Raw genomic sequence first — 23,605 nt, 5'->3', positions numbered from 1 at the left:
CGCTGAAGCAAAAAAGACCGGACTTTCCATATTTTTTCACGCGACCTGACATCTCCGCCGGGCATATTGAATTGCCGGTGGAGGCGTGCCCATATGAGCTTAACCGGAATTGTACAAGGAAGATGAAATGCCATCCAAGACCGCGCTTTATCCCGCACTCGTTGACTGGAACGGCCATAATGGTCTGCCGAAATTCGATGCGGTCAGGGACGAGGATTTCGCTCCGGCCTTCGATGCCGCCCTTCTGGCCCACGAACAGGAAATTGATGCGATTGCAGGCAAAGATGAGGCCCCAAACTTCGAAAACACGGTGACTGCGCTCGAAATCGCCGGAGACGATCTTTCGCGCATTTCGGCGCTGTTCTGGAACAGGGCAGGCGCCAATACCAATGGTGTGATCCAGGCGCTGGAGCGGGAGATCGCGCCGAAACTGTCGCGGCACTATTCGAAGATCGGCATGAACGAGGCCCTGTTCAAGCGGATCGACGCTTTGTGGGAAAAGCGCGAGGCGCTGGGGCTGACGGGTGAGGAGAGCCGTGTCCTTGAGCGGCATTGGAAGAGTTTCGTGCGCTCCGGCGCCAAGCTGCCGAAGGACCGGCAGGAACGGCTGGCGGCGATCAATGAGGAACTTGCCGGTCTCGGCGCGAGATTCGGGCAGAATGTGCTGGCGGATGAAAAGAACTGGAAGCTCCTGCTTTCCACGGAAGAGGAACTTACCGGCATTCCCGGTTTTCTGCGAGACGCGATGGCGGGTGCGGCCCGTGAGCATGGCGAGGACGGCAAATTTGCCGTTACCCTTTCCCGTTCCATCATCGAGCCTTTCCTGACCTTTTCCGAGCGCCGCGATCTGCGCGAGCAGGCCTTCAGGGCGTGGGTGGCGCGTGGCGAGAATGGCGGCGGGACCGACAATCGCGAGATCGTCCGCCGCACGCTCGAACTGCGCGAGGAAAAGGCAAAGCTTCTTGGTTACGCAAATTTCGCCGCCTACAAGCTCGATGATACGATGGCGAAGACGCCGGATGCTGTGAACGGTCTTCTGGGGCAGGTCTGGGAAAAGGCGGTGCACCGTGCGGGCGAGGAAGAGGCCGAACTGGCCGCCATCATCGCCGAGGAGGGAAGGAATCACGAGGTGCTGCCCTGGGACTGGCGGCATTATGCCGAAAAACTCCGGGCACGGAAATTCAGCTTCTCCGAGGCAGAATTGAAGCCCTACCTGCAGCTCGAAAAAATCATCGAAGCCTGCTTCGATGTGGCCGGGCGGCTGTTCGGGATTCGGGCGGCCGAAGTCAAAGGCGTCGCCGCCTATCATCCGGATGTGCGGGTTTTCGAAATCAGCGATGAAAAGGGCGGTCTGAAGGCCATGTTCCTCGGCGATTATTTTGCCCGTCCCTCCAAGCGGTCCGGCGCATGGATGAGTTCCTTCCAGTCGCAGCATAAGCTGCCCCTCAAGAACGGCACGGTCGGAGAAATACCGATCATCTACAACGTCTGCAATTTCGCCAAACCGGCCGAGGGCAAACCCGCGCTGCTTTCGCTCGACGATGCGCGCACGCTGTTCCATGAATTCGGCCACGCATTGCATGGCATGTTGTCGAATGTCACTTACCCTTCCGTTTCCGGAACCGGTGTCTCGCGCGATTTCGTTGAATTGCCGTCGCAACTTTACGAACATTGGCTGACGGTGCCAGAAATTCTCGAAAAATACGCGCTGCATTATGAAACAGGCGCGCCGATGCCGAGGGCGCTGCTGGACAAGGTTCTGGCTGCGCAGACCTTCAATGCCGGTTTCAGCACGGTGGAATTCACCTCGTCGGCGATTGTCGACATGGCGTTTCATACCTGCGACAACGTCGGTGACCCGATGGCCATGCAGGGAGAGGTCCTTTCCGCGCTCAACATGCCGAAATCCATCGTCATGCGCCATGCGACGCCGCATTTTCAGCATGTGTTTTCCGGCGACGGTTATTCCGCCGGATACTATTCCTACATGTGGTCGGAAGTGCTGGACGCCGACGCCTTTTCGGCATTCGAGGAAACCGGCAATGCCTTTGATAGCGAGATGGCGCGACGGCTGAAGGATAACATCTATTCCGTTGGCGGCTCGATCGATCCGGAGGAAGCCTATCTTGCCTTCCGCGGCAAGATGCCGAGCCCGGACGCCATGCTTTTAAAGCGCGGTCTCCTATAAGAGACTGTCATATTTCTGAGCTAGAAGCTGAGCGCAGGGGGCTTATGACATGAGCCCCCCTTTCGCATTTGCAAAAAAAAGGTTATGAGCGCGCCAAACTAAATTGGCGTTTCTCATCAATATAGCGCCCAACCTCAGAGATTTTAAACAATGGCACTTCGCAACATCGCGATCATCGCGCACGTTGACCATGGAAAAACGACGCTTGTTGACGAGCTTCTGAAGCAATCCGGTTCGTTCCGTGAAAACCAGCGCGTGATGGAGCGCGTGATGGATTCCAACGACATTGAAAAAGAGCGCGGCATCACCATTCTCGCCAAGGCGACCTCGATCGAGTGGAAAGATACCCGCATCAACATCGTCGACACCCCCGGTCACGCCGACTTCGGCGGTGAAGTCGAGCGTATCCTGTCGATGGTGGATGGCGCCATCGTTCTGGTCGATGCTGCCGAAGGCCCGATGCCGCAGACCAAATTTGTGGTCGGCAAGGCGCTGAAGGTCGGTCTTCGCCCGATCGTCGCGATCAACAAGATCGACCGTCCGGACGCCCGCCATGAGGAAGTCGTCAACGAAGTGTTCGACCTTTTCGCGGCGCTCGACGCTACCGACGAACAGCTAGATTTCCCGATCCTTTACGGTTCCGGCCGCTCCGGCTGGATGAACGTCAATCCGGAAGGCCCGACCGACGAAGGTCTCGCGCCGTTGCTGGATCTCGTCGTCAAGCACGTTCCGGAGCCCAAGGTCGAAGAGGGGCCGTTCCGCATGATCGGCACGATCCTCGAGGCTAACAATTTCCTCGGCCGCATCATCACCGGTCGCATCGCCTCCGGTTCGATCAAGCCGAACCAGGCCGTCAAGGTTCTGGGCCAGGACGGCAAGCTGATTGAAAACGGCCGTATCTCGAAAATTCTCGCTTTCCGCGGTATCGAGCGCACCGCGATCGAAGAAGCCCATGCGGGCGACATCGTCGCCATTGCCGGCCTCTCCAAGGGCACCGTCGCCGATACCTTCTGCGATCCTGCCGTCATGGAGCCGATGCAGGCGCAGCCGATCGATCCGCCGACGGTTACCATGTCCTTCATCGTCAACGATTCGCCGCTCGCCGGCACCGAAGGTGACAAGGTCACGAGCCGCGTCATTCGCGACCGCCTGTTCAAGGAAGCCGAAGGCAACGTTGCGCTGAAGATCGAAGAATCCGCCGATAAGGATTCGTTCTTCGTCTCCGGTCGCGGTGAATTGCAGCTGGCGGTTCTGATCGAGAACATGCGCCGCGAAGGCTTCGAACTTGCCGTTTCGCGTCCGCGGGTTGTCATGCACAAGGATGAAAACGGCCAGCTTATGGAGCCGGTCGAAGAAGTCGTCATCGACGTTGATGAAGAACATTCCGGTGTCGTTGTTCAGAAGATGTCCGAGCGCAAGGCCGAGATGGTCGAGCTTCGTCCCTCGGGCGGCAATCGCGTCCGCCTGGTCTTCTTCGCGCCGACCCGCGGCCTTATCGGTTATCAGTCTGAACTTCTGACCGACACGCGCGGCACGGCTGTGATGAACCGTCTGTTCCACGACTACCAGCCTTACAAGGGCGAGATCGGCGGCCGTGTCAACGGCGTTCTGCTGTCGAACGAATCCGGCGAAGCAGTCGCTTATGCCCTGTTCAACCTTGAAGATCGCGGCCCGATGATCATCGATGCCGGCGAGAAGGTTTATGCGGGCATGATCATCGGCATTCATAGCCGTGACAACGACCTCGACGTGAACGTGCTGAAGGGCAAGAAGCTCACCAACATCCGCGCCGCCGGCAAGGATGAGGCGGTGAAGCTCACGCCACCGATCAAGTTCACGCTGGAGCGTGCGCTGTCCTGGATTCAGGATGATGAGCTCGTCGAAGTCACGCCGAAGTCGATCCGTCTTCGCAAGCTCTACCTCGACCCGAACGACCGCAAGCGTTTCGAAAAGGCAAAGCTTGCAGCCAGCTGATAGGCTTGATCCATGCTTTCGAAAAACCCGGCTTTGGCCGGGTTTTTTTATGCGTTCGTTTTTATGTGTGCATGAGTCGAAAGGCGCTTTGCCAAAGGTTAAGGATGCGTTAATTTTTCATGGTCGTCCACATGAATAGGCTGTGGGTAAGCTTGCCGGCGTTAACCTTTATGACTGGTAAGTTTCCGTGGCCGGGGCCAGAATCGCGTTATGAAAACGTTATCCATCGATGTTCGCCGTGCTGAACCGCATGATGCGCGTGCCATCTCCGAGGCGCACCGTCTGTCGTGGCAACAGGCCTATGCAGGGCTTATCCCGCACCGGCCGTTGATGCAGATGCTGGAGCGCCGTGGCGAAATCTGGTGGAAGAAGGCGACCAAAGGTTCCGCAACCATGCTGGTGGTCGAAGTAGCCGGTGTGGTTGCCGGGTATGCGACGCTGGGCCTCAGCCGCGCGCGCGGCTTGCCGCATGATGGCGAGATATACGAACTCTATCTCCGCCCGGAATATCAGGGCATCGGGCTTGGCTCGCTGCTGTTTACGGAAGCGCGCAGATTGCTGACCTCGCTTGGTTGCAACGGCATCGTTGTTTGGTGCCTTGAAGACAGCGATGTGGCCAACCGCTTTTTCCGCTCTCACGGCGGCCGCGATGTTGCCGAAGGCATGGAAGATTTCGACGGCAAGTCGCTTCGCAAGGTCGGTTTCGTCTGGAACTGACAAACAATGCCGGGTGATTTGGGCCGGGATTCATTCTCGCGGACGGCCATGCGCCATTGCGATAGCCTCAAATCCCGCATTCTGCCTTATCCGCCCAAAGCCATGTTGCAATGCGGCGACTTTCCCAGTATCGAAAACCAAATCCAACCCGTCGAATGAGGGAAGCGAATGCGTATCGATGCAATTTCCGTAGGCAAGAATCCGCCGGATGACGTGAATGTCATCGTTGAAGTGCCGGTCGGCGGACATCCGATCAAGTACGAGATGGACAAGGATGCGGGTGCGCTGATCGTTGATCGCTTCCTCTACACGCCGATGACCTATCCGGGTAATTATGGTTTCGTACCGCACACCCTGTCCGACGATGGCGATCCGATCGACGTTCTTATCTGCAATACCCGTCCGCTGGTTCCAGGCTGCGTCATCAATGTCCGCCCTATCGGCGTGATGATCATGGAAGATGACGGCGGCAAGGACGAGAAGATTCTCGCCGTGCCGGTTCCGAAGCTGACGCGCCGTTACGACAAGGTCCACAACTACACCGACCTGCCGGAAATCACGCTGAAGCAGATCGAGCACTTTTTCGAGCACTACAAGGACCTGGAGCCCGGAAAGTGGGTGAAGATGGGCGGCTGGCAGGATGTTGACGTTGCCAAGAAGCTGATCGTTGAAGCCATCGAGCGCTACAAGGCGCAGGGCTGATCTGCCCTAAAGCTTTTTAAATAGCTCTTCGAAATCCTCCGGGTCGGTATCGATCCGGAGGATTTTTTTACGCGCCGTTTCGCCTGAAACGAAGCTGATGGAGGATTTCGGCAGGCCGAGTTTTTTTGACAGGAAAACAATCAGGGCCTTGTTGGCCTTGCCGCCTTCCGGCACGGCGCTGACACGGGCCTTGAGATGTGTGTTTCCCTCCGCATCCTTTTCCACGCCGTCGATGGCGTCCCGCCCGCCATTCGGTGTGAGACGGACGGTCAGGCGGACGTGATCACCGTGCTTCTGCCAGCAACCGCTCAAGCGACCATCGGGTAAAGCGTGTTCCACATGAAGGAGCGGATGAAGAAGATGATCAGGAGCACGATGATCGGCGAAATGTCGATGCCGCCGAGGTTGGGCAGAATGCGGCGGATGGGGCGCAGAACCGGTTCCGTGACATTAACTAGGAAGCTGCCGATGGCGTTCACGAACTGGTTGCGGGAATTGATGACGTTGAAGGCGTAAAGCCAGGAAAAAATAGCGCTGGCGATCAGCACCCACGTATAGAGGTTCAAAGCCAGATCGATGGTCTGAAACAGGGCAAGCATCAATATCTCCGTATCTTGGTTGCAAGACATTTAGACATTCGCTGGTGAACCGGCAAGTCTTGCCCCTGATCGTAATGAACTTTGGCCTCATCGACCGGCGATCCTGGCAGTCCGGCTTGTGGCCTTGCAGCGGGAATTCGCACAAAACCGCCTGCACTTTTCGTCATCCATCGATGAGGGCTGGCGATTCCTGCCATATCGCTCTATTGCAAAGCTCTCCTATTGTCTCGCGAGCACCCAGCCGATGTCCCTCCCTTCCGCCGATAATCGCTTTGGCGCATTCCGGCATACTTCCTATCGCCGCTTTTTCAGCGCCCGGTTTTTCTCGGCCTTCGCCATCCAGATCGTCAGCGTTTCGGTCGGCTGGCAGATGTATGAGGTGACAGGCAACGCCTTTTATCTGGGTCTGATCGGGCTTTTCCAGTTTTTGCCCTCGCTGCTTCTGATCCTCGTCACGGGAACGGTCGCCGACCGGCACAATCGCCGGCGCATCATGGCCATATGCCTGCTGATTGCGGCGCTCTGCGCTGCGGCGCTTCTTAGCCTCACGCTGATGCACAGCTTTTCGCCCTGGCCGGTCTTCGCCATTCTCGTCGTCTTCGGCATAGAGCGGGCCTTCATGGGGCCGGCGGTGCAGTCGCTGGCACCCAATCTCGTGCCGGTCGAGGATTTGCCGAATGCTATCGCCTGGAATTCGTCTTCATGGCAGATGGCGTCGATTCTTGGCCCTGTCGCCGGTGGTCTGCTTTATGGCCTCGGGGCCTCCGTCGCCTATAGCGTAGCGCTCGTGCTTTTCATTGTTTCCGCGGCGCTTGCAGTAGCAATCCGCAAGCCGGAACAACGCGGGCCGGCAAAAGCCATCAGTCTCGAAACCATGCTGGCCGGGTTCAAATTCATCTCGCACGAAAAAATCGTTCTCGGTGCGATCTCGCTCGATCTTTTCGCGGTGTTGCTCGGCGGTGCTGTTGCGTTGATGCCGATTTTTGCCAAGGAAGTGCTGACGCTCGGCCCATGGGGCCTTGGGCTTCTGCGTGCCGCGCCTGGCATCGGGGCCATCACCGTTGCGGTCATTCTGGCGTTTAAACCCATCCGCCACCATGCGGGCCTGCTGATGTTCGTTGGCGTCGGCCTCTTCGGCGTTTCCACCGTCGTCTTCGGGCTTTCGCAAACCGCGTGGCTGTCCATCGCCGCGCTGGTTGTCATGGGTGCATCGGACATGGTGTCGGTCTATGTGCGCGAGACCCTGATTGCGCTCTGGACACCGGACGAGGTGCGCGGGCGTGTGAATGCCGTGAATATGGTGTTCGTCGGCGCATCGAACGAGTTGGGTGAGTTCCGCGCTGGCACCATGGCCCATGTCGTCGGAGCGGTGCCCGCAGTCGTCATCGGCGGGGCGGGCACGCTTGCTGTGGCGGTTATCTGGGCGCTCGGTTTCTCCAAGCTGCGCAAGATCGACAATCTGGATGCGCCGCACTGATGGCGATGGGGCTTAGATCGTTTCGTTTTTACGCATTTTCCGAACGTAAAACCGCTACGTACTTTTACTGGAAATGGTTTAGCGCTGCGCCTTGCCTTCAAAAACCAGATCGAGAAAATTGCCGAGCCACGCCCTGAGAGGCGTGTCGAACAGCATGCGGCCTTCCAGATGCTGGCTGCCCAACTGTGCATTGGGCATGCCGAACCGCTGCGCGCCGCGCACCACCCAGCTATGCATCATGGCGCGGGTCAGTTCGGCGTGAAACTGCAAGCCCCAAGCATTTTTTCCATAGCGATAGGCCTGATTGGGGTAGGTCTCGCCCGAGGCCAGAAGTTCGGCTCCGCGCGGCAGCTCGAACCCTTCCTTGTGGAAATGATAGACCATCTTCGGCCAATGCGGCATCAGGAGCCGCCCATGTTCGGTGGCATGAAGAGGATACCAGCCGATTTCGACCTTACCGTCCCTGTCGGCCTCCACCTTGCCGCCGAGATGTTTGGAAAGCATCTGCGCGCCGAGGCAGATGCCGAGAAAAGGCTTGTTTTCTTTCAGGGGCACCTTCAGCCAGTCGATTTCGGCTTTGACGTAGTCATGGGAATCGTTGGCGCTCATCGGGCCACCGAATATGATGGCGCCTGCGTGTTTCTCCAGCGTTTGCGGCAGGTCATCGCCGAGTGCTGGGCGCCTTATATCCAGACGATACCCTTTTTCCACCAGCATCTGGCCGACGCGGCCGGGGGTGGAACGTTCCTGATGCAGGACGATGAGCAGCGATGGTTGTTTTTCCTGTTGCCTGGAAGGGTCAAACAGCATCGTTTTCGTTTTCGCTTTCTTCAGCGGGCCCGGACCTCGTGGCGGCCTGCTGACGTTGCAGAACCCTGTCGCGCACGGATACACCAAGCAGATCGGCTACCCGCCAGATCACATGGTCTTCCATTTCGCTTCGTTCGCCGTCAGCGTAAACAATATCCCATAATATCCCAATAAGCTCCACGCGTTGATGTTCGTCGAGATGGCGGCGTATATCGGCAGTGAAGCGGTAATAATCGACGGCTTCCTTGCCGGCCTCCTGGCCGGCAGCAAGAAGCGCCTCCAGCTTGCTGGCATCGAGATGGTAATACTCCTGCAGGATTTCGCGCAGGCGGTCACGCTCGCTTTTCGAGACGGTGCCATCCGCTTCCATGACCTGAAAACAGAGGGCGGCCACTGCCACCCTCAGATCGTCCGGGCTGAAATCGCCCGCATGCGGGCCGACAAGGTTCTGAATAAACGACTGTATTTGCTGGAACATCGATATCCTGTTGGTCAGAAGAGTTTAAGCCGAGTCTTGGGTTCGGCTTCCGCGCCGGGTTTTTTGACGCCGGGGTCATCCGGCGCGCCGCCGAAAAAGGGCACGGCTTGCGCCCTTTCATCCGTGGCTTCAGTTTCCACTGGCGCTTCGATTGTGACCGGCTTTTTCTCCTTCGGGACCGATACGGCCGGTTTGACCTCAATCGGCGCGGCCGGGGTCGGTTTCGGTTCGGCGCGTGTCTCCGGCACTGCTTCTGCAATGATTGTCTTCGCAGCCGGTTCGGCCCTTGCCGGTGCTGCGGCAATCGCATTTTCGATCGTGAGATCCTCGACGGGGCCTTCGAGTTGGCCAAAAGGTGCTTTCCATTCGAAGGCATCGAGACGGCCGGTAACGGGCGACACCGGCAGCCATTTTTCCGAAACAATACCATCGGCAACCCAGGCGGGGTCTCGCGGCGCGCGCAGCGCCTGTGCCATCCAGTAGCGTACCCGGCCCTGATCACCGGTTTCGGCTTCCTCGATGTCGGCCATCAGCAGGAAGATGCTTTCGCGCGGCTCGATCCGGGCGGCGGCTTCGGCCTTGGCCCGCGCCTTGGCAAATTCCTTGGCGTCGAGCGCTGCCTGCGCCACCGCGAACAGGGATTCGATATTGTTGGGCTTCAGGCTTTCCAGCCGCTCAGCCCGTTTCAGCCGGTCGATGGCGGTATCGCCGCTGCGTGCCCGGACATAAAGTTCGGCGATCTGCGGGTGCGGATCGTGTTTCCATACGGGTTCAAGAACCGTGGCTGCCTTGCGCAGATTGTCTTCCCGGAGATAGGATTTCGCCGCGATCAGCGCTGCCGGAACCAGACTCTTGGCGAGCTTGAGAGCGTGTTTGGCGTCCTCGCGCGCGCCAACCGGATCGCTTTCCAGCTTTTCGCCGGCCTTGGCGGTAAGAAGCACGGCTTTCAGACGTTCGGCCTCGCCGCGTTCGATGACGCCGGCAGCCTTCTGCTGGTCGAGCAGGCGGATGGCATCGTCCCATTGTCCGTTGCGACAACGATTTTCCAGCGTCGCCTGTGCTGCCCAGGGCAGATAGGGCGCCTTTTCCGCTGCATCCTCGGCATATTGCTGGGCGGCTTCGTAGGCGCCCTGACGGCGCGCCTCGATATAAAGACCCCGAAGGCCAAGTTCGCGGGTTTCGGGATCGCGGGCCATGGCTTCGAATTTGCGCCGCGCCGCGTCATATTTTCCTTCGATAAGATCGGCCTGCGCGTCGAGCAGGTGGATTAGCGGCTCCTGATCGGCGCTGAGCAACCCCTGTGTTCGTGCCGTCATCTTCCGGGCAAGGAGGGCATTGCCGGCGCCGGCGGCAATGAGACCGGTGGATAGCGCCTGATAACCACGGTCGCGCTTTCGGGCGCGGAAATAACGACGCGCGGCATTGGGCGAGGTCCAGATGGCGTTGACGACCCACCAGACCAGCATAACGGCGGCAACCAGCGCCGCAATTATGGAGGCGGCGACCATCAGGCTCATTTCGATCAGTTGGCCTTGCCAGACGATGGAAAGCACACCCGGTCTGTCGGCCAGCCAGGAAAAACCGAAGCCGAGAGCCAGAACGATAACGGCGAAAGTCAGAATTCTGGTCATGCCCTTACCCCTGCCTGCCGGTGCTGGTGATGGCACGGTTCAACGTGCCGCCCACCAGATTTTCGACCTCGATACGCGCATCCAGCGATTTCTTGTAATCGGCGGATGCCGTCTTGGCGGCATCTGGGAGGCCGTTCCATTCAAGCGCTGCGCCTTGCAGATCGCCGTTGCGCAGCTTGTTTTCCATGCGCGCGATCTGGGCTTCGGGTGTCTCTCCCTCGATATTTCCGACCGGGCGCACCTTCACCAGCGAAAAGGCGCTTTCCGTCAGGCGTTCCATAATGCCCTGATTGGGGTCAGGCTGGTTGATGGCTGACAGCATCGCATTGGCGGCATCGGGGAATTTCTGCATCAACTCGGAACGCGACGGTACGCCGGTTGCGGCGAAGGATTGCAGCGATGTGATGGCCGGATCATCAGGCGTGACCTTCGATAGCGTGTCGAGTTCGGTGAGGAACGGCCCACCGCGATCGATCGCGGCCTTCAATGCGGCTGAAGCAATGGCGCGGGCGACTTCGATATCGTCGCGCGGTTCGTTGATCTTGGCTTCCGCATCCGCAAGACGGCGTGTCAGTTCCGCCGTCGCCGATGCCTGCGCGGATTGCTCCGACTGGAGGGTGGATTCCAGCGCGGCGATTTTTTCCGACAGTCCATCTAATTGTGGGGTCTCACCCTTTGCGCCTTCGAGGGTTTCAATGCGCTGTTCCAGCGCCGAAGTGTCGGCGGCAGGCGCATTGGCAAGCTGCTGCCGTAAGCTGCTCAGATCCGTTTTCAATGCGGCGATTTCCTCGCTTCCCGCCTGGCCTGCATTAAAGGAGGGCAGGATGCCGGCATATTGCATGCTGCCTGCGGCGGCGAGCGCCACAAGGCCGCCGACGATACCCGCCGCGATGAGGCCGGAGGTCGCCGCCTGTGTGCGCTCCGCCTGATGTGGGGTGGAGGGCTTTGCCGGTCCTGAGGAAGAGGTTGCCGTTGATGGTTTCGCAGCGGCGCCGCCGCTTGATGCGCTGGAGGACGCTGTGGAGCCGGAGGCCTGCTTCGCCGCCGCCGCCGCAGCGGCGCTCGTGTCAGTGGCGCCCGTCGACGGTTTTGTATCGGCTTTCGGGGGAACAGGGGCCGTCGAGACAGGCTCTTTCTGTTTGCCCGCAGCGCTTTCAGCCTTCGGCGCCGTGGCCTCGGATTCAGCTTTGCCGACATTGGGTTCGGGCTCGATAGGGGTTTTCTTGGGCTGGTCCCAGACGGGGGCGGGGTTACCCGTTGCGGCTGCTTCCGACTTTGCGGCCGAGACTCCGGGTCCTGCGGTAGCCTCCGGTGTTTTGTCACCGGGCTTTTCGTCCGTCTTGGCAGCGTCCACGTCGGCGGAAATTGCTTTCACGTCTTTGGCGTCCAGGTCGATGGTGACCGGTTCGGCTTTGGACTTGGAGTGGCGTGGCGGCTTTCCCGATACCATGACAACCTCATTTCTGCCTGCAGTAATCTAAACCTAGTCAGTGACGGCGGCAAAGGAAAGAGGCGAGCTCGAATTAGGTTCCAGAGTTATGGCGCAGAAGTTCGAACATCGCCGCCTCGCTCGGCTCGCTGGCGGCCTTGGCGTTTGCGCGGAAGATTTGAGGAACGAGAGAAAACACGTTGCGGCTGATGCAGATGAATTGTGTCGTTGCCAGCGCCGCCACGTATTTTTGCGTCGACACATGATGAAAAAAGGCCCGCGCCGCTTCCGATGAATAGAGCAGGACCACATTGGCAACGCTTTCGACAAGCGCCGTCTCAAGCATCGTCTCCGAAATACCGGAGGGCAGCATCTCGTAACAATCCACCGTTCTGAAGGGAATGCCAGCGACGGCAAGGCCTTCCTCGAAGGTGGCGCCACGGGGCCTGCCGGCGAGATAGAGCAGGGGTTCTTCTTTGGCAAACAGAGTCTGGTGCTCAGTCACCAGCGCGATCAGACTGGCGGCGTCGCCGGAGGCGGTGAAAATCTGTTCGAAGCCGGTTTTTTCCGCCGCTTCCGCCGTTGCTCCGCCGACGGCGAACAGCGGTTTTGACAGATAGGGAGCCAGCCCGTCCCGTGATGTTTCCAGCGCCCGCAGCGCCTCGGCGCTGGTCACCGCGATGGCCGCCAGCGGGGCGGATAGCGCCGAGACGGCGCGTTCCCCATGATGGACAGGATAAAACAGCGGAAGAAGCACCGGCTCATGGCCAAGTGCTTCAAGCTTTGCGGCCGTCCTTTCGCCCGAACGCTGCGGCCGGGTGATGACGATCCGCATCGCCTCAGCTCCAGCCTTCGAAGAAATTGCTGCCGGCCTTGGCGCGCACGTCTTCGCCGGCCTGCCAGCCGAGCGTTGCCGCATCGCGGCGGTTGCCGGAGATTTCGATGCCGTGGCTCGTCTGGCCGTCGGGGGTGAGGATCAGGCCGAAAAAATGCAAGTCGTCGCCGTCGCAGGTGGCGTAACCGGCAATCGGCGTGCGGCAAGAACCATCGAGCGCGGCCAGAAAGGCGCGCTCGCAGGTAACGGCGTCACGAGTAGGCCTGTCGTTTATGGGAGCGAGCAGTTCGTCCATGCGCGTATCGCCGATGCGGCTTTCCACGCCGATTGCGCCCTGGGCCGGAGCAGGAGGAAATTCCTTCGGGTCGAGAATTTCCGTCGGCACATTGTCCTTGCCAAGCCGCTTCAGGCCGGCAAAGGCAAGAAGTGTGGCATCCGCCTGGCCTTCTTCCAGCTTGCGCAGCCGCGTATCGACCTGACCGCGAAAAATGATGACGCTGAGATCCGGCCGCAGGCGGCGGATGAGCGCCTGGCGACGCAGGGATGCGGAGCCGACCACGGCTCCATGCGGCAGTTCGATCAGCTTCGGTGCGGTGCGGCCGATGAAGGCGTCGCGTATATCTTCGCGCGGCAGGAAAGCGGACAGATAGAGGCCTTCGGGCAGAACGGTCGGCATGTCCTTGGAAGAATGCACTGCCATGTCGAGCTCACCGGAGAGAAGCTGGCTTTCCAGTTCCTCCGTGAAGAGACCCTTGCCCCCAATCTCCGACAAAGCGCGATCGGTTATCCGGTCGCCTTTGGTGGACAGCACGACGATTTCGAACATTTCTTCCGGCAGGCCGTGCGCTGCCATAAGCCGGTTGCGCGTCTCGTAAGCCTGCGCGAGCGCCAGCGGGCTGCCGCGCGTGCCGATTCGGAAAGGTTTTGTTTGCATCCGCGTCTATCCATTGTTACCGGAGTTGTCTTAGACCAACTCAGCGCATGATCGCAATGAACGAACAGATTTGATGACCCCCTTTCTTCGTATCCTTGGCATAGAGACAAGCTGTGACGAAACCGCTGCATCCATTGTGGTTCGGCATGCGGACGGGCGTGGCGAGATCGTCTCCGACGTCGTTTTGTCGCAGCTGGAGGAACACAGCGCCTATGGCGGCGTGGTGCCGGAAATTGCCGCCCGCGCCCATGTCGAAGCGCTGGATACGCTGGTGGAAGAGGCGCTGGAGCAGGCGGGCGTCACTCTTGCCGATGTCGACGCTATTGCCGCCACATCCGGCCCCGGCCTCATCGGTGGCCTGCTGGTGGGGCTGATGACCGGCAAGGCTATCGCCAAGGCGGCCGGCAAACCGCTTTATGCCATCAACCATCTGGAAGGCCACGCGCTGACGGCGCGGCTGACCGATGGTCTGTCGTTCCCGTATCTGATGTTGCTGGTGTCCGGCGGCCACACCCAGCTGGTGCTGGTGCGCGGCGTGGACGACTATGAGCGCTGGGGAACCACTATCGATGACGCTTTGGGTGAAGCCTTTGACAAGACCGCGAAACTTCTGGGCTTGCCCTATCCTGGCGGGCCTGCCGTAGAGAAAGCGGCGGCAAAGGGTGACCCGGACCGTTTTCCGCTTCCGCGTCCGATGGTGGGTGAGACACGGCTTGATTTTTCTTTCTCGGGCTTGAAAACAGCGGTGCGGCAGGCCGCGACCGCCATCGCGCCGCTTTCGGAGCAGGATATTGCCGATATCTGCGCCTCCTTCCAGAAAGCGGTGTCGCGCACCCTGAAGGACCGTATCGGCCGTGGCCTTGTTCGTTTCAGCCAGGAGTTTCCGCAGCTGGAGACGACACCTGCTCTGGTCGTCGCCGGCGGTGTCGCCGCCAATCAGGAAATCCGCCAGACGCTGCAGTCGCTTTGCGATACCCACGGCTTCCGTTTCGTCGCGCCGCCGCACCGGCTTTGCACGGATAATGCGGCGATGATCGCCTGGGCGGGGCTAGAGCGCATGGCGGATGGCAGGCAAGCCGATCCGCTGGAGGTACCGCCGCGCTCGCGCTGGCCACTTGATGGCAATGCGGAGACTTTGATCGGTTTCGGCAAAAGGGGAGCCAAGGCCTGATGCAGCGGGAAAAAATCGTCGTTATCGGCGCCGGCGCCTTCGGAACAGCGCTTGCCGTCGTCATTGCGCTGGAAAACCGGCATGACGTCACCTTGCTCGGCCGCGATCCATCGCTGATGGCCGACCTCAGGAGCGACCGCGTGCACGAGGCGGCTCTGCCGGGTGTCGAACTGCCGGACGCGCTTGAATTTTCAGCCGAGCCGGATGTGCTGGCTGGCGCCAATGTCGTGCTCTTCGCCATGCCCTCGCAGGCTCATGCGGATGCGGCGCGTCATTATGGTCCTTATCTGGCTAACGACTCTATCATCGTCACCTGCGCCAAGGGCATCGACCGCAGCTCCGGTCGTCTGCTGACGGAGCTTCTGGAAGCGGAACTGCCGCATCACCCGATTGCGGTCCTTTCCGGCCCGGGGTTTGCGGCGGATATCGCGCGCGGATTGCCGACAGCCATGGCGATTGCGGCGGAAGATGCAGGGGTTGCCGACCGGTTGGCGACCACGATCTCCGGCAGGACCTTCCGGCTTTATGCCTCCACTGACCGCATCGGCGTGCAGCTTGGCGGGGCGCTGAAGAATGTCCTCGCCATTGCCGCCGGCATCGTCGAAGGCGCGGGGCTTGGCGATTCCGCCCGGGCGGCGCTGATCTCCCGTGGGCTTGCCGAAATGTCGCGTCTCATCGTTGCCATGGGCGGCAAGGCCGATACGGTACGGGGTCTTTCCGGGCTTGGTGATCTGGTGCTGACCGCCACCAGCCACCAGTCGCGCAACCTGCGTTTCGGCATCGCGCTTGGCCGGGGTGAGGGCAAGGACACGTCCAGCGGGCTGGTAGAGGGTGCCTTTGCGGCTGCCGTCGCCGCCCGGCTCGGAGAAAGTCACGCCGTCGACATGCCGGTTACCGAAGCGGTGGCTGCGATCATCGACGGCAATCTGGATGTGGCGAGCGCCATGCAACAATTGATGACACGGCCCATCACCACCGAATGAGGGTTGGGCCTTTGAATAGTTTTTACGCATGTCCTGGTCCCGAAACCGCTGACGCTTTTGGGAGACATGCTCCAGCAAGGAGACGACAATGCTGTTTGCCTTTATCTGCAAGGACAAGTCCGGCCATCTGAACGTGCGCATGGAAACGCGCCCGGCCCATCTGGAACATCTGAACAAACTGAATGCCGAGGGCACGCTGAAGATCGCCGGCCCGTTTCTGGATGCCGAAGGCAAGCCGAATGGCAGCCTCGTCATCGTGGAAGCGGCTGATATCGATGCGGCCAAGGCCCTTGCCGACGCCGATCCCTATGCCAAGGCCGGCCTGTTCGAAAGCGTCGATGTGAAGCCCTATAACTGGGTCTTCAACAATCCGGGAGCATGACCGGACATGGCGAATTATTGGCTTTACAAGTCCGAGCCGTTCAAATGGTCCTGGGAGATGCAGAAGGCCAGGGGCGAGGCGGGTGAAGAATGGACCGGCGTGCGCAATTATCAGGCGCGCAACAACATGCGGGCCATGAAGATCGGCGACAAGGGTTTCTTTTACCACTCCAATGAGGGGCTGGATGTCGTCGGTATCGTCGAAGTCTGTGCATTGTCGCATCCGGACTCGACGGCGGAAGGTGATCTGAAGTGGGATTGCGTCGATATCCGCGCCGTCTGCGATATGCCGCAGCCGGTTTCGCTGAAGGATGTGAAGGCTAATCCCAAGTTGGAAAAGATGTCTCTCGTCACCTCCATGCGGCTTTCCGTGCAGCCAGTGACGGAGGAGGAGTATCTCGAGGTTTGTCGCATGGGCGGCCTCGCCAACCCGCCTAAGTCACCGGACTGATGCTTCGGTGAAGACCAATCCCGAACGCTTCATTCTCGACAATACTGGCATCATGCACCCGCCGCATGTGCCGGAATTGCGTCTTCATCTTGCCACGGAGGCTCATGAGCTGTGGCTAAAGACGGAAGATGAGCTGGAAGAGATCGGTCTGCCGCCACCGTTCTGGGCCTTCGCCTGGGCCGGCGGGCAAGGGCTTGCCCGTTATGTTCTCGATCATCCTGAGAGTGTTTGCGGCAAGCATGTGCTGGATTTCGCCAGTGGTTCCGGGCTGGTTGCCATCGCGGCGGCAAAGGCCGGTGCAGCCAAGGTTCTGGCCGCCGATATCGATCCGTGGACGGAAACAGCCATTCGGTTGAATGCGGCACTCAATGACGTGGATATCAGCTTTACGGGGTTCGACCTGGTCGGCAAGCCGGTCGAGGCCGATGTCCTGTTGGCGGGCGACGTGTTCTACGACCGCGACTTTGCCGATCTTCTCGTGCCGTGGTTTCTGGCGCTGACTGAGAAGGGTGTGAGCGTCCTCGTCGGCGATCCGGGGCGGGCCTATCTGCCCAAAGAGCGCCTTCGCGCCGAGGCGACCTATCAGGTGCCGGTGACGCGGGCGCTGGAAGACAGCGAAGTGAAGAAGACCACGGTGTGGCGTTTTATCTGATCAGGGCCTGATGATGCAGACGCCATGCTCATACGCGCAGGCATCGTCGGCGTTTTCGGCATGGACAGAGATGATTTTCGCCCTGGGGGCCAGTTGCATGCCCGTTTTATCGGCCGCACCTCTTCGTGAAAAGCCGCTGCTGATCGCGAAATAGTTGCCATTCCCGCGCACCCGCAGGGCTGCTATGCCGCCGACATAGGTGCCGCCGGGAAGGGTTGATGGCAACCCATCGGCAGAGAAGCTTACCTCGGATTGATGATGCCGATATTGGTGGCGACCATAAAAATCCCCTGCCGCCGCCGGTGGCGCGAAGGTGAAAATTGCGCCAGCGACCGTCATGGTCAGGGCGGCGATTCGGCGCTGTAACATGAGCTTCATGCTCCGGTTTTTGAGGTTAACCAATCGTAAATTACACCTTTTCTGAATTACGTAAAGGTAAATATTTCGGGGGCGTAAATCTTGGAAACGCTTGTTTTTTTATTTTCACGCAAAAAAATCCAAAAAAAATTCGTGAACCAATCGATTAAATTCGAATCGGCCGTGAAATGTGCTTGTGGTGACGCTGGCATGTGATTAAACGTCGCGGTTGGTGCAATGCACATTCTTTCGTCATGTGCTGTTGCTTGGGGGCGCCCTGTCTGATGGGTGCACGGGAAAACGCCGCGAGGTTCTGATGGCGAATGCGACTAATAACCGGCCTCTGTCGCCGCATCTTCAAATTTACAAGCCGATTCCGACGATGGTTGCATCCATCGTGCACCGCATCACCGGCGGCGCACTTTATTTCGGAACACTTCTGGTTGCCTGGTGGCTGATCGCGCTTGCCTCGGGCCCTGCCTATTACGACTGGGTCAACTGGGCGATGGGCACCATTATCGGCAGGCTCATCCTGATCGGTTACACCTGGGCTCTGGTTCACCACATGCTGGGTGGTCTTCGCCACTTCATGTGGGATCTGGGGCATGGCTTTGAAAAGCACTTTACCACCAAGCTGGCAAAGGCCTCGTGGGTCGTGTCGATCTGTCTGACCGCGCTGATCTGGGTCATTGCCCTGATCGTGCGCTGAGGAGATTTTTCATGGATATGCGTACACCTCTCGGAAAGGTTCGCGGTCTCGGCTCTGCCAAGGAAGGTACGGACCATTTCCTGCGCCAGCGCGTCACTGCGGTCGCCAACGTTCCGCTACTGATCTTTTTCGTGGTCTTTCTCATCAAATATGCTGGCGCGCCTTATCCGGTAGTCGCCGCCGCGCTGTCGAACCCGCTCGTCGCTGTCATTATGGCTCTGGTGCTGGTCTCCGGCCTCATCCACATGAAGCTCGGCATGCAGGTCATCATCGAAGACTACATTCACGCCGAAGTTTCGAAGCTCGTTCTTCTGATGCTGAATACATTTTTCGCGATCCTCATCGGTGGCCTTTCGATCTTCGCCATCCTGAAAATCGCATTCGTAGGATAAGTTCGCCATGGCTTCGATCAGTTCACCTTCCCAGAATGGCAAGGCCTATACCTATGTCGATCACTCCTATGACGTGATCGTGGTGGGCGCCGGCGGCGCGGGTCTGCGCGCCACGCTCGGCATGGCCGAGCAGGGTTTCAAGACCGCCTGCATCACCAAGGTTTTTCCAACGCGCTCCCATACCGTCGCAGCGCAGGGCGGCATCGCTGCATCGCTCACCAATATGACGCCCGACTGTTGGCAGTGGCACCTTTACGACACCGTAAAGGGTTCCGACTGGCTGGGCGATGTCGACGCGATGCAGTATCTCGCCATGGAAGCGCCGAAGGCGGTCTATGAGCTGGAGCATTACGGCGTGCCTTTCTCGCGTAACGAAGAAGGCAAGATTTATCAGCGCCCGTTTGGCGGCCACATGCAGAATTACGGTGAGGGCCCGCCGGTGCAGCGCACCTGCGCTGCCGCCGACCGTACCGGCCACGCCATTCTGCACACGCTTTATGGCCAGTCGCTGCGCAACAACGCTGAATTCTTCATCGAATATTTCGCGCTCGACCTCATCATGGCGCCTGATGGCCGCTGCACCGGCGTCGTCGCCTGGAACCTCGATGACGGCACGATCCACCGCTTCTCCGCCAAGATGGTGGTGCTGGCGACCGGCGGTTACGGCCGTGCCTATTTCTCGGCGACCTCTGCCCACACCTGCACCGGTGACGGCGGCGGCATGATCGCCCGTGCGGGCCTGCCTCTCCAGGACATGGAGTTCGTCCAGTTCCACCCGACCGGCATTTACGGCGCAGGCTGCCTCATCACGGAAGGTGCGCGCGGCGAAGGCGGTTATCTCGTCAACTCCGAAGGCGAGCGCTTCATGGAGCGTTATGCGCCTTCCGCGAAAGACCTTGCCTCGCGCGACGTGGTGTCGCGCTGCATGACGATGGAAATCCGTGAAGGCCGAGGCGTCGGCAAGAACAAGGACCACATCTTCCTGCATCTCGATCACCTCGATCCTGCGATCCTGCATGAGCGTCTTCCGGGCATCTCCGAAAGCGCCAAGATTTTCGCCGGCGTTGACGTGACGCGCGAGCCGATCCCGGTTCTCCCGACCGTTCACTACAATATGGGCGGCATTCCGACCAACTATTGGGGTGAAGTGCTGAACGCCGATGCCAACAACCCGGAACGCATCGCGCCCGGCCTGATGGCGGTGGGTGAAGCCGGTTGCGCCTCGGTTCACGGTGCAAACCGCCTTGGTTCGAACTCGCTTATCGACCTCGTGGTCTTCGGCCGTGCTGCCGCCATCCGCGCAGCCCAGGTCATCGACCGCGATGCGCCGGTTCCCGCGCTCGACATTGCGGCATGCGACAAGATCATGGAACGCTTCGACAGCCTGCGTTACGCCAATGGCTCGACGCCGACGGCTGTGTTGCGCGACAAGATGCAGCGCGCCATGCAGGACGATGCGGCTGTGTTCCGTACACAGGAATCGCTCGAGAGCGGCTGCCAGCGTCTTTCCGCCATCTGGAAAGAGCTGCCCGACGTCAAGGTTACCGACCGTTCGATGGTCTGGAACTCCGATCTGGTCGAAACGCTCGAGCTGCACAACCTCATGGCCAACGCGATCACCACGGTCTATGGCGCGGAAGCGCGCAAGGAAAGCCGTGGTTCGCACGCCCGCGAGGATTTCGTCGACGGTCCGTTCGGTGGTCGCGACGACGTGAACTGGCGCAAGCATACGCTTGCCTGGGTCAGCCCCGAAGGCGACGTCAAGCTCGATTATCGCCCGGTTCACACCGACCTCATCGCCGACGGCATCGATCCGAAAAAGATTGAGCCGAAGGCGCGCGTCTACTGATTTGAGGAACTGGATATGGTTGAACTCGCTCTCCCCAAGAATTCCCAGATCAGCGAAGGCAAGGTCTGGCCGAAGCCGGATGGTGCCAAGAATGTGCGCGAATACCGCGTCTATCGCTGGAACCCGGATGATGGCCAGAACCCGCGCATCGATACTTTCTATATCGACGTCGATGATTGCGGACCGATGGTTCTCGATGCTCTTCTTTACATCAAGAACAATATCGACCCGACGCTGACGCTGCGCCGCTCCTGCCGCGAAGGCATCTGCGGTTCCTGCGCGATGAACATCGACGGCACCAATACGCTCGCCTGCACCAAGGGCATGGACGAGATCAACGGGACGGTGAAGGTCTATCCGCTGCCGCATATGCCTGTGGTGAAGGACCTGGTTCCCGATCTGTCGAACTTCTATGCGCAGCACCGCTCCATCGAGCCCTGGCTGAAGACGGTTTCGCCGACGCCCGCCAAGGAGTGGAAGCAGAGCCATGAGGACCGCCTGAAGCTGGACGGTCTTTATGAATGCATTCTCTGCGCTTGCTGCTCCACCTCCTGTCCCAGCTACTGGTGGAATGGCGACCGTTATCTCGGTCCGGCCGTTCTGCTGCAGGCCTATCGCTGGCTGATCGACAGCCGCGACGAGGCGACCGGCGAGCGTCTGGACAATCTCGAGGATCCGTTCCGCCTTTACCGCTGCCACACCATCATGAACTGCGCGCAGGCCTGCCCCAAGGGCTTGAACCCGGCCAAGGCGATTGCGGAAATCAAGAAGATGATGGTCGAGCGCCGCGTTTGAAGGCGATTCGCTGGCGACGGAAACCCTATCGGGCCACGGTCTCGACCGTGGCCCTTTTTACAACCCGGCATGGGAAATTTCGGTAAAAATCGACCGAAATTGTAATTATCCCGGCCATCGCTTGCGCAAGATAAGGCTTTGGTAATAATTCAGCCTTCTTGTTTGATCACTGTCTTTCCGGAAGCGAGAGAATCGGGAGCTTGATATGCAATTCAGATATGTGGTGACGGGCCTTGCGGTTGTGATGGGCCTTGCCGGTTGCCAACGTACCTCCTACGACTACAATAATAACGGCAGCAACAATCCCGGTTATACGCCGCCTTTGCAGGCGCAGCCGGTTCCTTCCGTTCAGTCCGGCGCCCTGCCTCCGCCTGGCGGCGCTTCGGGCAGCCAGTTCCCTTCGGCTCCGGCATCCGCAGCACCTGGCGGCGTGGATGTCGCTTCTGCAGCGCCCCCGGCAACGGCCCTTGACGTTACCAAGGAATCCATGGTCGGCAACTGGCGCGTTTCCAACGGCGGCGCCAATTGCGACATGTTCCTGACACTCACCAATCTCGGCGCCGGCTCCCGTGGCGGCACGCGCGGTTGTGCGGGCGAGCTGACGGCAATGGGTTCCTGGGAAGTCTCCGGCAAGATGGTCCTCTTCAAGGACCGCGCCGGCAATACGATCGGCCGTGTCTACAAAAGCGCCGATGCTCGCTTTGACGGCACGACCAATAGCGGCCAGCCGCTCAGCCTCAGCCGATGAGCATTTCCGGTGCAGCCGGATTGCTTTCTTCGCTCTAAGCCATTCCATTCGTCGCGGGTGCGGATTTGCGCCCGCGTCCGGGGCGCTTTTTCATGAAGCCATTGCCTGACTATAACCATAGTGTCGTTGAACAGCTCAACGCATTGACGGTAGCTGGCACTTTGCAGGCCGACGCCGCCCAGCTTGGCGTGGCGGCCCATCTCGACCGTATCCTTGCCGATCTGAAAGCGCGCAAGCCCGCCAGAAAAAAAAGTGCGCTTGGCTGGATGTTCGCGCGCAAGTCCGGACCTGCGGCAGCCGTCAAGGGGCTGTATGTCTATGGCAGCGTCGGTCGCGGCAAGACGATGCTGATGGACATGTTCTACGAGATGGCGCCCGTTTCTTCCAAGCGGCGTTGCCATTTTCATGAATTCATGGCGGATGTGCATAATCGTGTGCATGCGCACCGGCAGAAACTGAAAAATGGCGAAACCAAACAGGCAGACCCCATTCCGCCTGTCGCGGCCCAACTTCTGGCGGAAGCGGAGCTCCTTTGCTTCGACGAGTTCACCGTCACGGATATTGCCGATGCAATGATCCTCGCCCGGCTGTTCACCGAATTGTTCGCTAATGGCTGCACATTGGTAACGACCTCCAACGTCGTCCCCGACAATCTTTACAAAGACGGGCTCAATCGCGGCCTGTTCCTACCTTTCGTCGACTTGCTGAAGAAATATGTTGAGGTGGTGACGCTGGACAGCCCCACCGACTACCGGATGGAGAAGCTGGAAAGCCTTCCGGTCTATGTCACCCCGCTCGACGGTTCGGCGGATCAGGCGATGGACATGGCCTGGCGGCATATGACTGGCGGCCACCTTGTTGCGCCGACCGAGATACCGATGAAGGGGCGTTCCATTCTGGTGCCGCGAGCCAGCGGCCGGGTCGCCCGTTTTTCCTTTTCCGATCTCTGCGAAAAACCGCTTGGAGCTTCGGACTTCCTGGCCATCGCCAATCGTTTCGATACTGTCTTCATCGACCATATCCCGTTCTTGAACGCGGACAAGCGCAACGAGACCAAGCGTTTCATCATCCTCATCGACGCACTTTACGATCATAGTGTCAGGCTTTTTGCCTCCGCTGCCGCCATGCCGGAGGATCTGCTCGGCAAACGCAAGGGTACGGAAGGTTTCGAGTTCGATCGTACCGCCTCGCGTCTGTTTGAGATGCGCAGTGCGGATTATCTGGCGCTCCATCATGAAAAGCGGCAGAAACTTTGACACTTTCGTGACGTATTTTCTTACGTTTACGTAAGAAAATAATGATCTAAACGATTGAAAATACTGATCACAAAAGAATCTGTTGCC

The 23,605-nt window shown here is 59.4% G+C and carries 25 protein-coding genes; 16 read left to right on the top strand and 9 right to left on the bottom strand.

Annotated features, from left to right (window positions below; translation table 11 throughout):
- Positions 1 to 127: 127 nt before the first annotated feature.
- The 4 genes from AGR1_RS13665 (at position 128) to ppa (ending at position 5,581) form a co-directional block, all read left to right on the top strand.
- A complete protein-coding gene (locus AGR1_RS13665; RefSeq protein ID WP_149147137.1) occupies positions 128 to 2,188 on the top strand; it encodes a M3 family metallopeptidase in 2,061 nt (686 codons plus the stop codon).
- Between the two features lie 150 nt (positions 2,189 to 2,338).
- Complete coding sequence (gene typA / locus AGR1_RS13660) at positions 2,339 to 4,162, top strand: translational GTPase TypA (protein WP_077985492.1); 1,824 nt, start codon at positions 2,339 to 2,341, stop codon at positions 4,160 to 4,162.
- Positions 4,163 to 4,372: 210 nt separating this feature from the next.
- Complete coding sequence (locus tag AGR1_RS13655; protein WP_080792434.1) at positions 4,373 to 4,879, top strand: GNAT family N-acetyltransferase; 507 nt, start codon at positions 4,373 to 4,375, stop codon at positions 4,877 to 4,879.
- A gap of 168 nt (positions 4,880 to 5,047) precedes the next feature.
- Positions 5,048 to 5,581 carry an inorganic diphosphatase gene (gene ppa, locus AGR1_RS13650; protein ID WP_003523485.1) on the top strand — a complete coding sequence of 178 codons (534 nt, stop codon included), beginning with the start codon at positions 5,048 to 5,050 and terminating at the stop codon, positions 5,579 to 5,581.
- A 6-nt stretch (positions 5,582 to 5,587) separates the two neighbouring features.
- Here ppa and AGR1_RS13645 read toward each other — a convergent pair whose 3' ends face one another.
- Both AGR1_RS13645 and AGR1_RS13640 read right to left on the bottom strand, forming a co-directional pair.
- The gene (locus AGR1_RS13645) at positions 5,588 to 5,893 is read right to left on the bottom strand and encodes a DUF167 domain-containing protein (RefSeq protein ID WP_080792435.1); all 306 of its coding nucleotides are present in this window, start codon (positions 5,891 to 5,893) and stop codon (positions 5,588 to 5,590) included.
- Positions 5,890 to 6,180: a YggT family protein gene (locus AGR1_RS13640; protein ID WP_080792438.1), complete on the bottom strand. Its 291-nt coding sequence runs from the start codon at positions 6,178 to 6,180 to the stop codon at positions 5,890 to 5,892. Before AGR1_RS13640 ends, AGR1_RS13645 begins: the two co-directional genes overlap by 4 nt.
- Positions 6,181 to 6,424: 244 nt before the next feature.
- Here AGR1_RS13640 and AGR1_RS13635 point away from each other — a divergent pair, with 244 nt between their 5' ends.
- Complete coding sequence (locus AGR1_RS13635; RefSeq protein ID WP_149147136.1) at positions 6,425 to 7,657, top strand: MFS transporter; 1,233 nt, start codon at positions 6,425 to 6,427, stop codon at positions 7,655 to 7,657.
- Positions 7,658 to 7,735: 78 nt separating this feature from the next.
- On the opposite strand, the gene AGR1_RS13630 is transcribed toward AGR1_RS13635, so the two are convergent.
- The 6 genes from AGR1_RS13630 to hemC all read right to left on the bottom strand — a co-directional run bounded on the left by AGR1_RS13630 (position 7,736) and on the right by hemC (position 13,774).
- Positions 7,736 to 8,467 carry a glutamine amidotransferase gene (locus tag AGR1_RS13630; RefSeq protein WP_080792443.1) on the bottom strand — a complete coding sequence of 244 codons (732 nt, stop codon included), beginning with the start codon at positions 8,465 to 8,467 and terminating at the stop codon, positions 7,736 to 7,738.
- Positions 8,457 to 8,945 carry a TerB family tellurite resistance protein gene (locus tag AGR1_RS13625; protein ID WP_149147135.1) on the bottom strand — a complete coding sequence of 163 codons (489 nt, stop codon included), beginning with the start codon at positions 8,943 to 8,945 and terminating at the stop codon, positions 8,457 to 8,459. The genes AGR1_RS13630 and AGR1_RS13625 overlap by 11 nt, the downstream gene beginning before the upstream one ends.
- A gap of 14 nt (positions 8,946 to 8,959) precedes the next feature.
- On the bottom strand, positions 8,960 to 10,576 hold the full coding sequence (locus tag AGR1_RS13620; protein ID WP_149147134.1) for a heme biosynthesis protein HemY: 1,617 nt from the start codon (positions 10,574 to 10,576) through the stop codon (positions 8,960 to 8,962).
- A gap of 4 nt (positions 10,577 to 10,580) precedes the next feature.
- On the bottom strand, positions 10,581 to 12,026 hold the full coding sequence (locus AGR1_RS13615) for a COG4223 family protein (protein WP_149147133.1): 1,446 nt from the start codon (positions 12,024 to 12,026) through the stop codon (positions 10,581 to 10,583).
- Positions 12,027 to 12,099: 73 nt separating this feature from the next.
- Positions 12,100 to 12,840, bottom strand: a complete 741-nt coding sequence (locus AGR1_RS13610; protein WP_149147132.1) for a uroporphyrinogen-III synthase — start codon at positions 12,838 to 12,840, stop codon at positions 12,100 to 12,102.
- 4 nt (positions 12,841 to 12,844) lie between these two features.
- Complete coding sequence (gene hemC / locus AGR1_RS13605; protein ID WP_149147131.1) at positions 12,845 to 13,774, bottom strand: hydroxymethylbilane synthase; 930 nt, start codon at positions 13,772 to 13,774, stop codon at positions 12,845 to 12,847.
- A gap of 73 nt (positions 13,775 to 13,847) precedes the next feature.
- Here hemC and tsaD point away from each other — a divergent pair, with 73 nt between their 5' ends.
- The 5 genes from tsaD (at position 13,848) to AGR1_RS13580 (ending at position 17,412) form a co-directional block, all read left to right on the top strand.
- A complete protein-coding gene (gene tsaD / locus AGR1_RS13600) occupies positions 13,848 to 14,945 on the top strand; it encodes a tRNA (adenosine(37)-N6)-threonylcarbamoyltransferase complex transferase subunit TsaD (protein ID WP_149147130.1) in 1,098 nt (365 codons plus the stop codon).
- Positions 14,945 to 15,928, top strand: coding sequence for an NAD(P)H-dependent glycerol-3-phosphate dehydrogenase (locus tag AGR1_RS13595; protein WP_149147129.1), 984 nt, complete (start codon positions 14,945 to 14,947; stop codon positions 15,926 to 15,928). Before tsaD ends, AGR1_RS13595 begins: the two co-directional genes overlap by 1 nt.
- Positions 15,929 to 16,016: 88 nt before the next feature.
- On the top strand, positions 16,017 to 16,310 hold the full coding sequence (locus AGR1_RS13590; RefSeq protein WP_080792463.1) for a YciI-like protein: 294 nt from the start codon (positions 16,017 to 16,019) through the stop codon (positions 16,308 to 16,310).
- Between the two features lie 6 nt (positions 16,311 to 16,316).
- Positions 16,317 to 16,760 (top strand): EVE domain-containing protein, encoded by a 444-nt coding sequence (locus tag AGR1_RS13585; RefSeq protein ID WP_080792466.1) that lies wholly within the window; start codon positions 16,317 to 16,319, stop codon positions 16,758 to 16,760.
- A gap of 7 nt (positions 16,761 to 16,767) precedes the next feature.
- On the top strand, positions 16,768 to 17,412 hold the full coding sequence (locus tag AGR1_RS13580; RefSeq protein ID WP_149147128.1) for a methyltransferase: 645 nt from the start codon (positions 16,768 to 16,770) through the stop codon (positions 17,410 to 17,412).
- Here AGR1_RS13580 and AGR1_RS13575 read toward each other — a convergent pair whose 3' ends face one another.
- The gene (locus AGR1_RS13575) at positions 17,413 to 17,781 is read right to left on the bottom strand and encodes a hypothetical protein (protein ID WP_162927541.1); all 369 of its coding nucleotides are present in this window, start codon (positions 17,779 to 17,781) and stop codon (positions 17,413 to 17,415) included.
- A 304-nt stretch (positions 17,782 to 18,085) separates the two neighbouring features.
- On the opposite strand from AGR1_RS13575, the gene sdhC reads away from it, so the two are divergent.
- The 6 genes from sdhC (at position 18,086) to zapE (ending at position 23,518) form a co-directional block, all read left to right on the top strand.
- Positions 18,086 to 18,478 (top strand): succinate dehydrogenase, cytochrome b556 subunit, encoded by a 393-nt coding sequence (gene sdhC / locus AGR1_RS13570; RefSeq protein ID WP_077985505.1) that lies wholly within the window; start codon positions 18,086 to 18,088, stop codon positions 18,476 to 18,478.
- Positions 18,479 to 18,489: 11 nt separating this feature from the next.
- A complete protein-coding gene (sdhD, locus tag AGR1_RS13565; RefSeq protein ID WP_149147127.1) occupies positions 18,490 to 18,870 on the top strand; it encodes a succinate dehydrogenase, hydrophobic membrane anchor protein in 381 nt (126 codons plus the stop codon).
- A gap of 7 nt (positions 18,871 to 18,877) precedes the next feature.
- Positions 18,878 to 20,719: a succinate dehydrogenase flavoprotein subunit gene (gene sdhA / locus AGR1_RS13560; RefSeq protein ID WP_149147126.1), complete on the top strand. Its 1,842-nt coding sequence runs from the start codon at positions 18,878 to 18,880 to the stop codon at positions 20,717 to 20,719.
- A gap of 15 nt (positions 20,720 to 20,734) precedes the next feature.
- On the top strand, positions 20,735 to 21,514 hold the full coding sequence (locus AGR1_RS13555) for a succinate dehydrogenase iron-sulfur subunit (protein ID WP_149147125.1): 780 nt from the start codon (positions 20,735 to 20,737) through the stop codon (positions 21,512 to 21,514).
- Positions 21,515 to 21,719: 205 nt separating this feature from the next.
- Positions 21,720 to 22,262, top strand: a complete 543-nt coding sequence (locus AGR1_RS13550; RefSeq protein ID WP_149147124.1) for a protease inhibitor Inh/omp19 family protein — start codon at positions 21,720 to 21,722, stop codon at positions 22,260 to 22,262.
- A gap of 92 nt (positions 22,263 to 22,354) precedes the next feature.
- Positions 22,355 to 23,518: a cell division protein ZapE gene (gene zapE, locus AGR1_RS13545; protein WP_149147123.1), complete on the top strand. Its 1,164-nt coding sequence runs from the start codon at positions 22,355 to 22,357 to the stop codon at positions 23,516 to 23,518.
- Positions 23,519 to 23,605: the final 87 nt, after the last annotated feature.

Source organism: Agrobacterium sp. B1(2019) (assembly GCF_008274755.1).
Classification (GTDB): domain Bacteria; phylum Pseudomonadota; class Alphaproteobacteria; order Rhizobiales; family Rhizobiaceae; genus Agrobacterium; species Agrobacterium salinitolerans.
The sequence above is the reverse complement of the archived record's forward strand: the minus strand, read 5'-3'. Positions and strand labels throughout refer to the sequence as shown.

What these genes read in the sequence shown, in the direction of transcription:
- AGR1_RS13575 (WP_162927541.1), bottom strand. Translation starts at nt 17,781, where the DNA reads ATGTTACAGCGCCGAATCGCCGCCCTGACCATGACGGTCGCTGGCGCA.
- tsaD (WP_149147130.1), top strand. Translation starts at nt 13,848, where the DNA reads ATGACCCCCTTTCTTCGTATCCTTGGCATAGAGACAAGCTGTGACGAA.
- sdhC (WP_077985505.1), top strand. Translation starts at nt 18,086, where the DNA reads ATGGCGAATGCGACTAATAACCGGCCTCTGTCGCCGCATCTTCAAATT.
- AGR1_RS13555 (WP_149147125.1), top strand. Translation starts at nt 20,735, where the DNA reads ATGGTTGAACTCGCTCTCCCCAAGAATTCCCAGATCAGCGAAGGCAAG.
- hemC (WP_149147131.1), bottom strand. Translation starts at nt 13,774, where the DNA reads ATGCAAACAAAACCTTTCCGAATCGGCACGCGCGGCAGCCCGCTGGCG.
- AGR1_RS13615 (WP_149147133.1), bottom strand. Translation starts at nt 12,026, where the DNA reads ATGGTATCGGGAAAGCCGCCACGCCACTCCAAGTCCAAAGCCGAACCG.
- AGR1_RS13630 (WP_080792443.1), bottom strand. Translation starts at nt 8,467, where the DNA reads ATGCTGTTTGACCCTTCCAGGCAACAGGAAAAACAACCATCGCTGCTC.
- AGR1_RS13655 (WP_080792434.1), top strand. Translation starts at nt 4,373, where the DNA reads ATGAAAACGTTATCCATCGATGTTCGCCGTGCTGAACCGCATGATGCG.
- AGR1_RS13635 (WP_149147136.1), top strand. Translation starts at nt 6,425, where the DNA reads ATGTCCCTCCCTTCCGCCGATAATCGCTTTGGCGCATTCCGGCATACT.
- sdhA (WP_149147126.1), top strand. Translation starts at nt 18,878, where the DNA reads ATGGCTTCGATCAGTTCACCTTCCCAGAATGGCAAGGCCTATACCTAT.
- AGR1_RS13595 (WP_149147129.1), top strand. Translation starts at nt 14,945, where the DNA reads ATGCAGCGGGAAAAAATCGTCGTTATCGGCGCCGGCGCCTTCGGAACA.
- AGR1_RS13640 (WP_080792438.1), bottom strand. Translation starts at nt 6,180, where the DNA reads ATGCTTGCCCTGTTTCAGACCATCGATCTGGCTTTGAACCTCTATACG.
- zapE (WP_149147123.1), top strand. Translation starts at nt 22,355, where the DNA reads ATGAAGCCATTGCCTGACTATAACCATAGTGTCGTTGAACAGCTCAAC.
- AGR1_RS13590 (WP_080792463.1), top strand. Translation starts at nt 16,017, where the DNA reads ATGCTGTTTGCCTTTATCTGCAAGGACAAGTCCGGCCATCTGAACGTG.
- AGR1_RS13585 (WP_080792466.1), top strand. Translation starts at nt 16,317, where the DNA reads ATGGCGAATTATTGGCTTTACAAGTCCGAGCCGTTCAAATGGTCCTGG.
- AGR1_RS13625 (WP_149147135.1), bottom strand. Translation starts at nt 8,945, where the DNA reads ATGTTCCAGCAAATACAGTCGTTTATTCAGAACCTTGTCGGCCCGCAT.
- sdhD (WP_149147127.1), top strand. Translation starts at nt 18,490, where the DNA reads ATGGATATGCGTACACCTCTCGGAAAGGTTCGCGGTCTCGGCTCTGCC.
- AGR1_RS13610 (WP_149147132.1), bottom strand. Translation starts at nt 12,840, where the DNA reads ATGCGGATCGTCATCACCCGGCCGCAGCGTTCGGGCGAAAGGACGGCC.
- ppa (WP_003523485.1), top strand. Translation starts at nt 5,048, where the DNA reads ATGCGTATCGATGCAATTTCCGTAGGCAAGAATCCGCCGGATGACGTG.
- AGR1_RS13550 (WP_149147124.1), top strand. Translation starts at nt 21,720, where the DNA reads ATGCAATTCAGATATGTGGTGACGGGCCTTGCGGTTGTGATGGGCCTT.
- typA (WP_077985492.1), top strand. Translation starts at nt 2,339, where the DNA reads ATGGCACTTCGCAACATCGCGATCATCGCGCACGTTGACCATGGAAAA.
- AGR1_RS13620 (WP_149147134.1), bottom strand. Translation starts at nt 10,576, where the DNA reads ATGACCAGAATTCTGACTTTCGCCGTTATCGTTCTGGCTCTCGGCTTC.
- AGR1_RS13665 (WP_149147137.1), top strand. Translation starts at nt 128, where the DNA reads ATGCCATCCAAGACCGCGCTTTATCCCGCACTCGTTGACTGGAACGGC.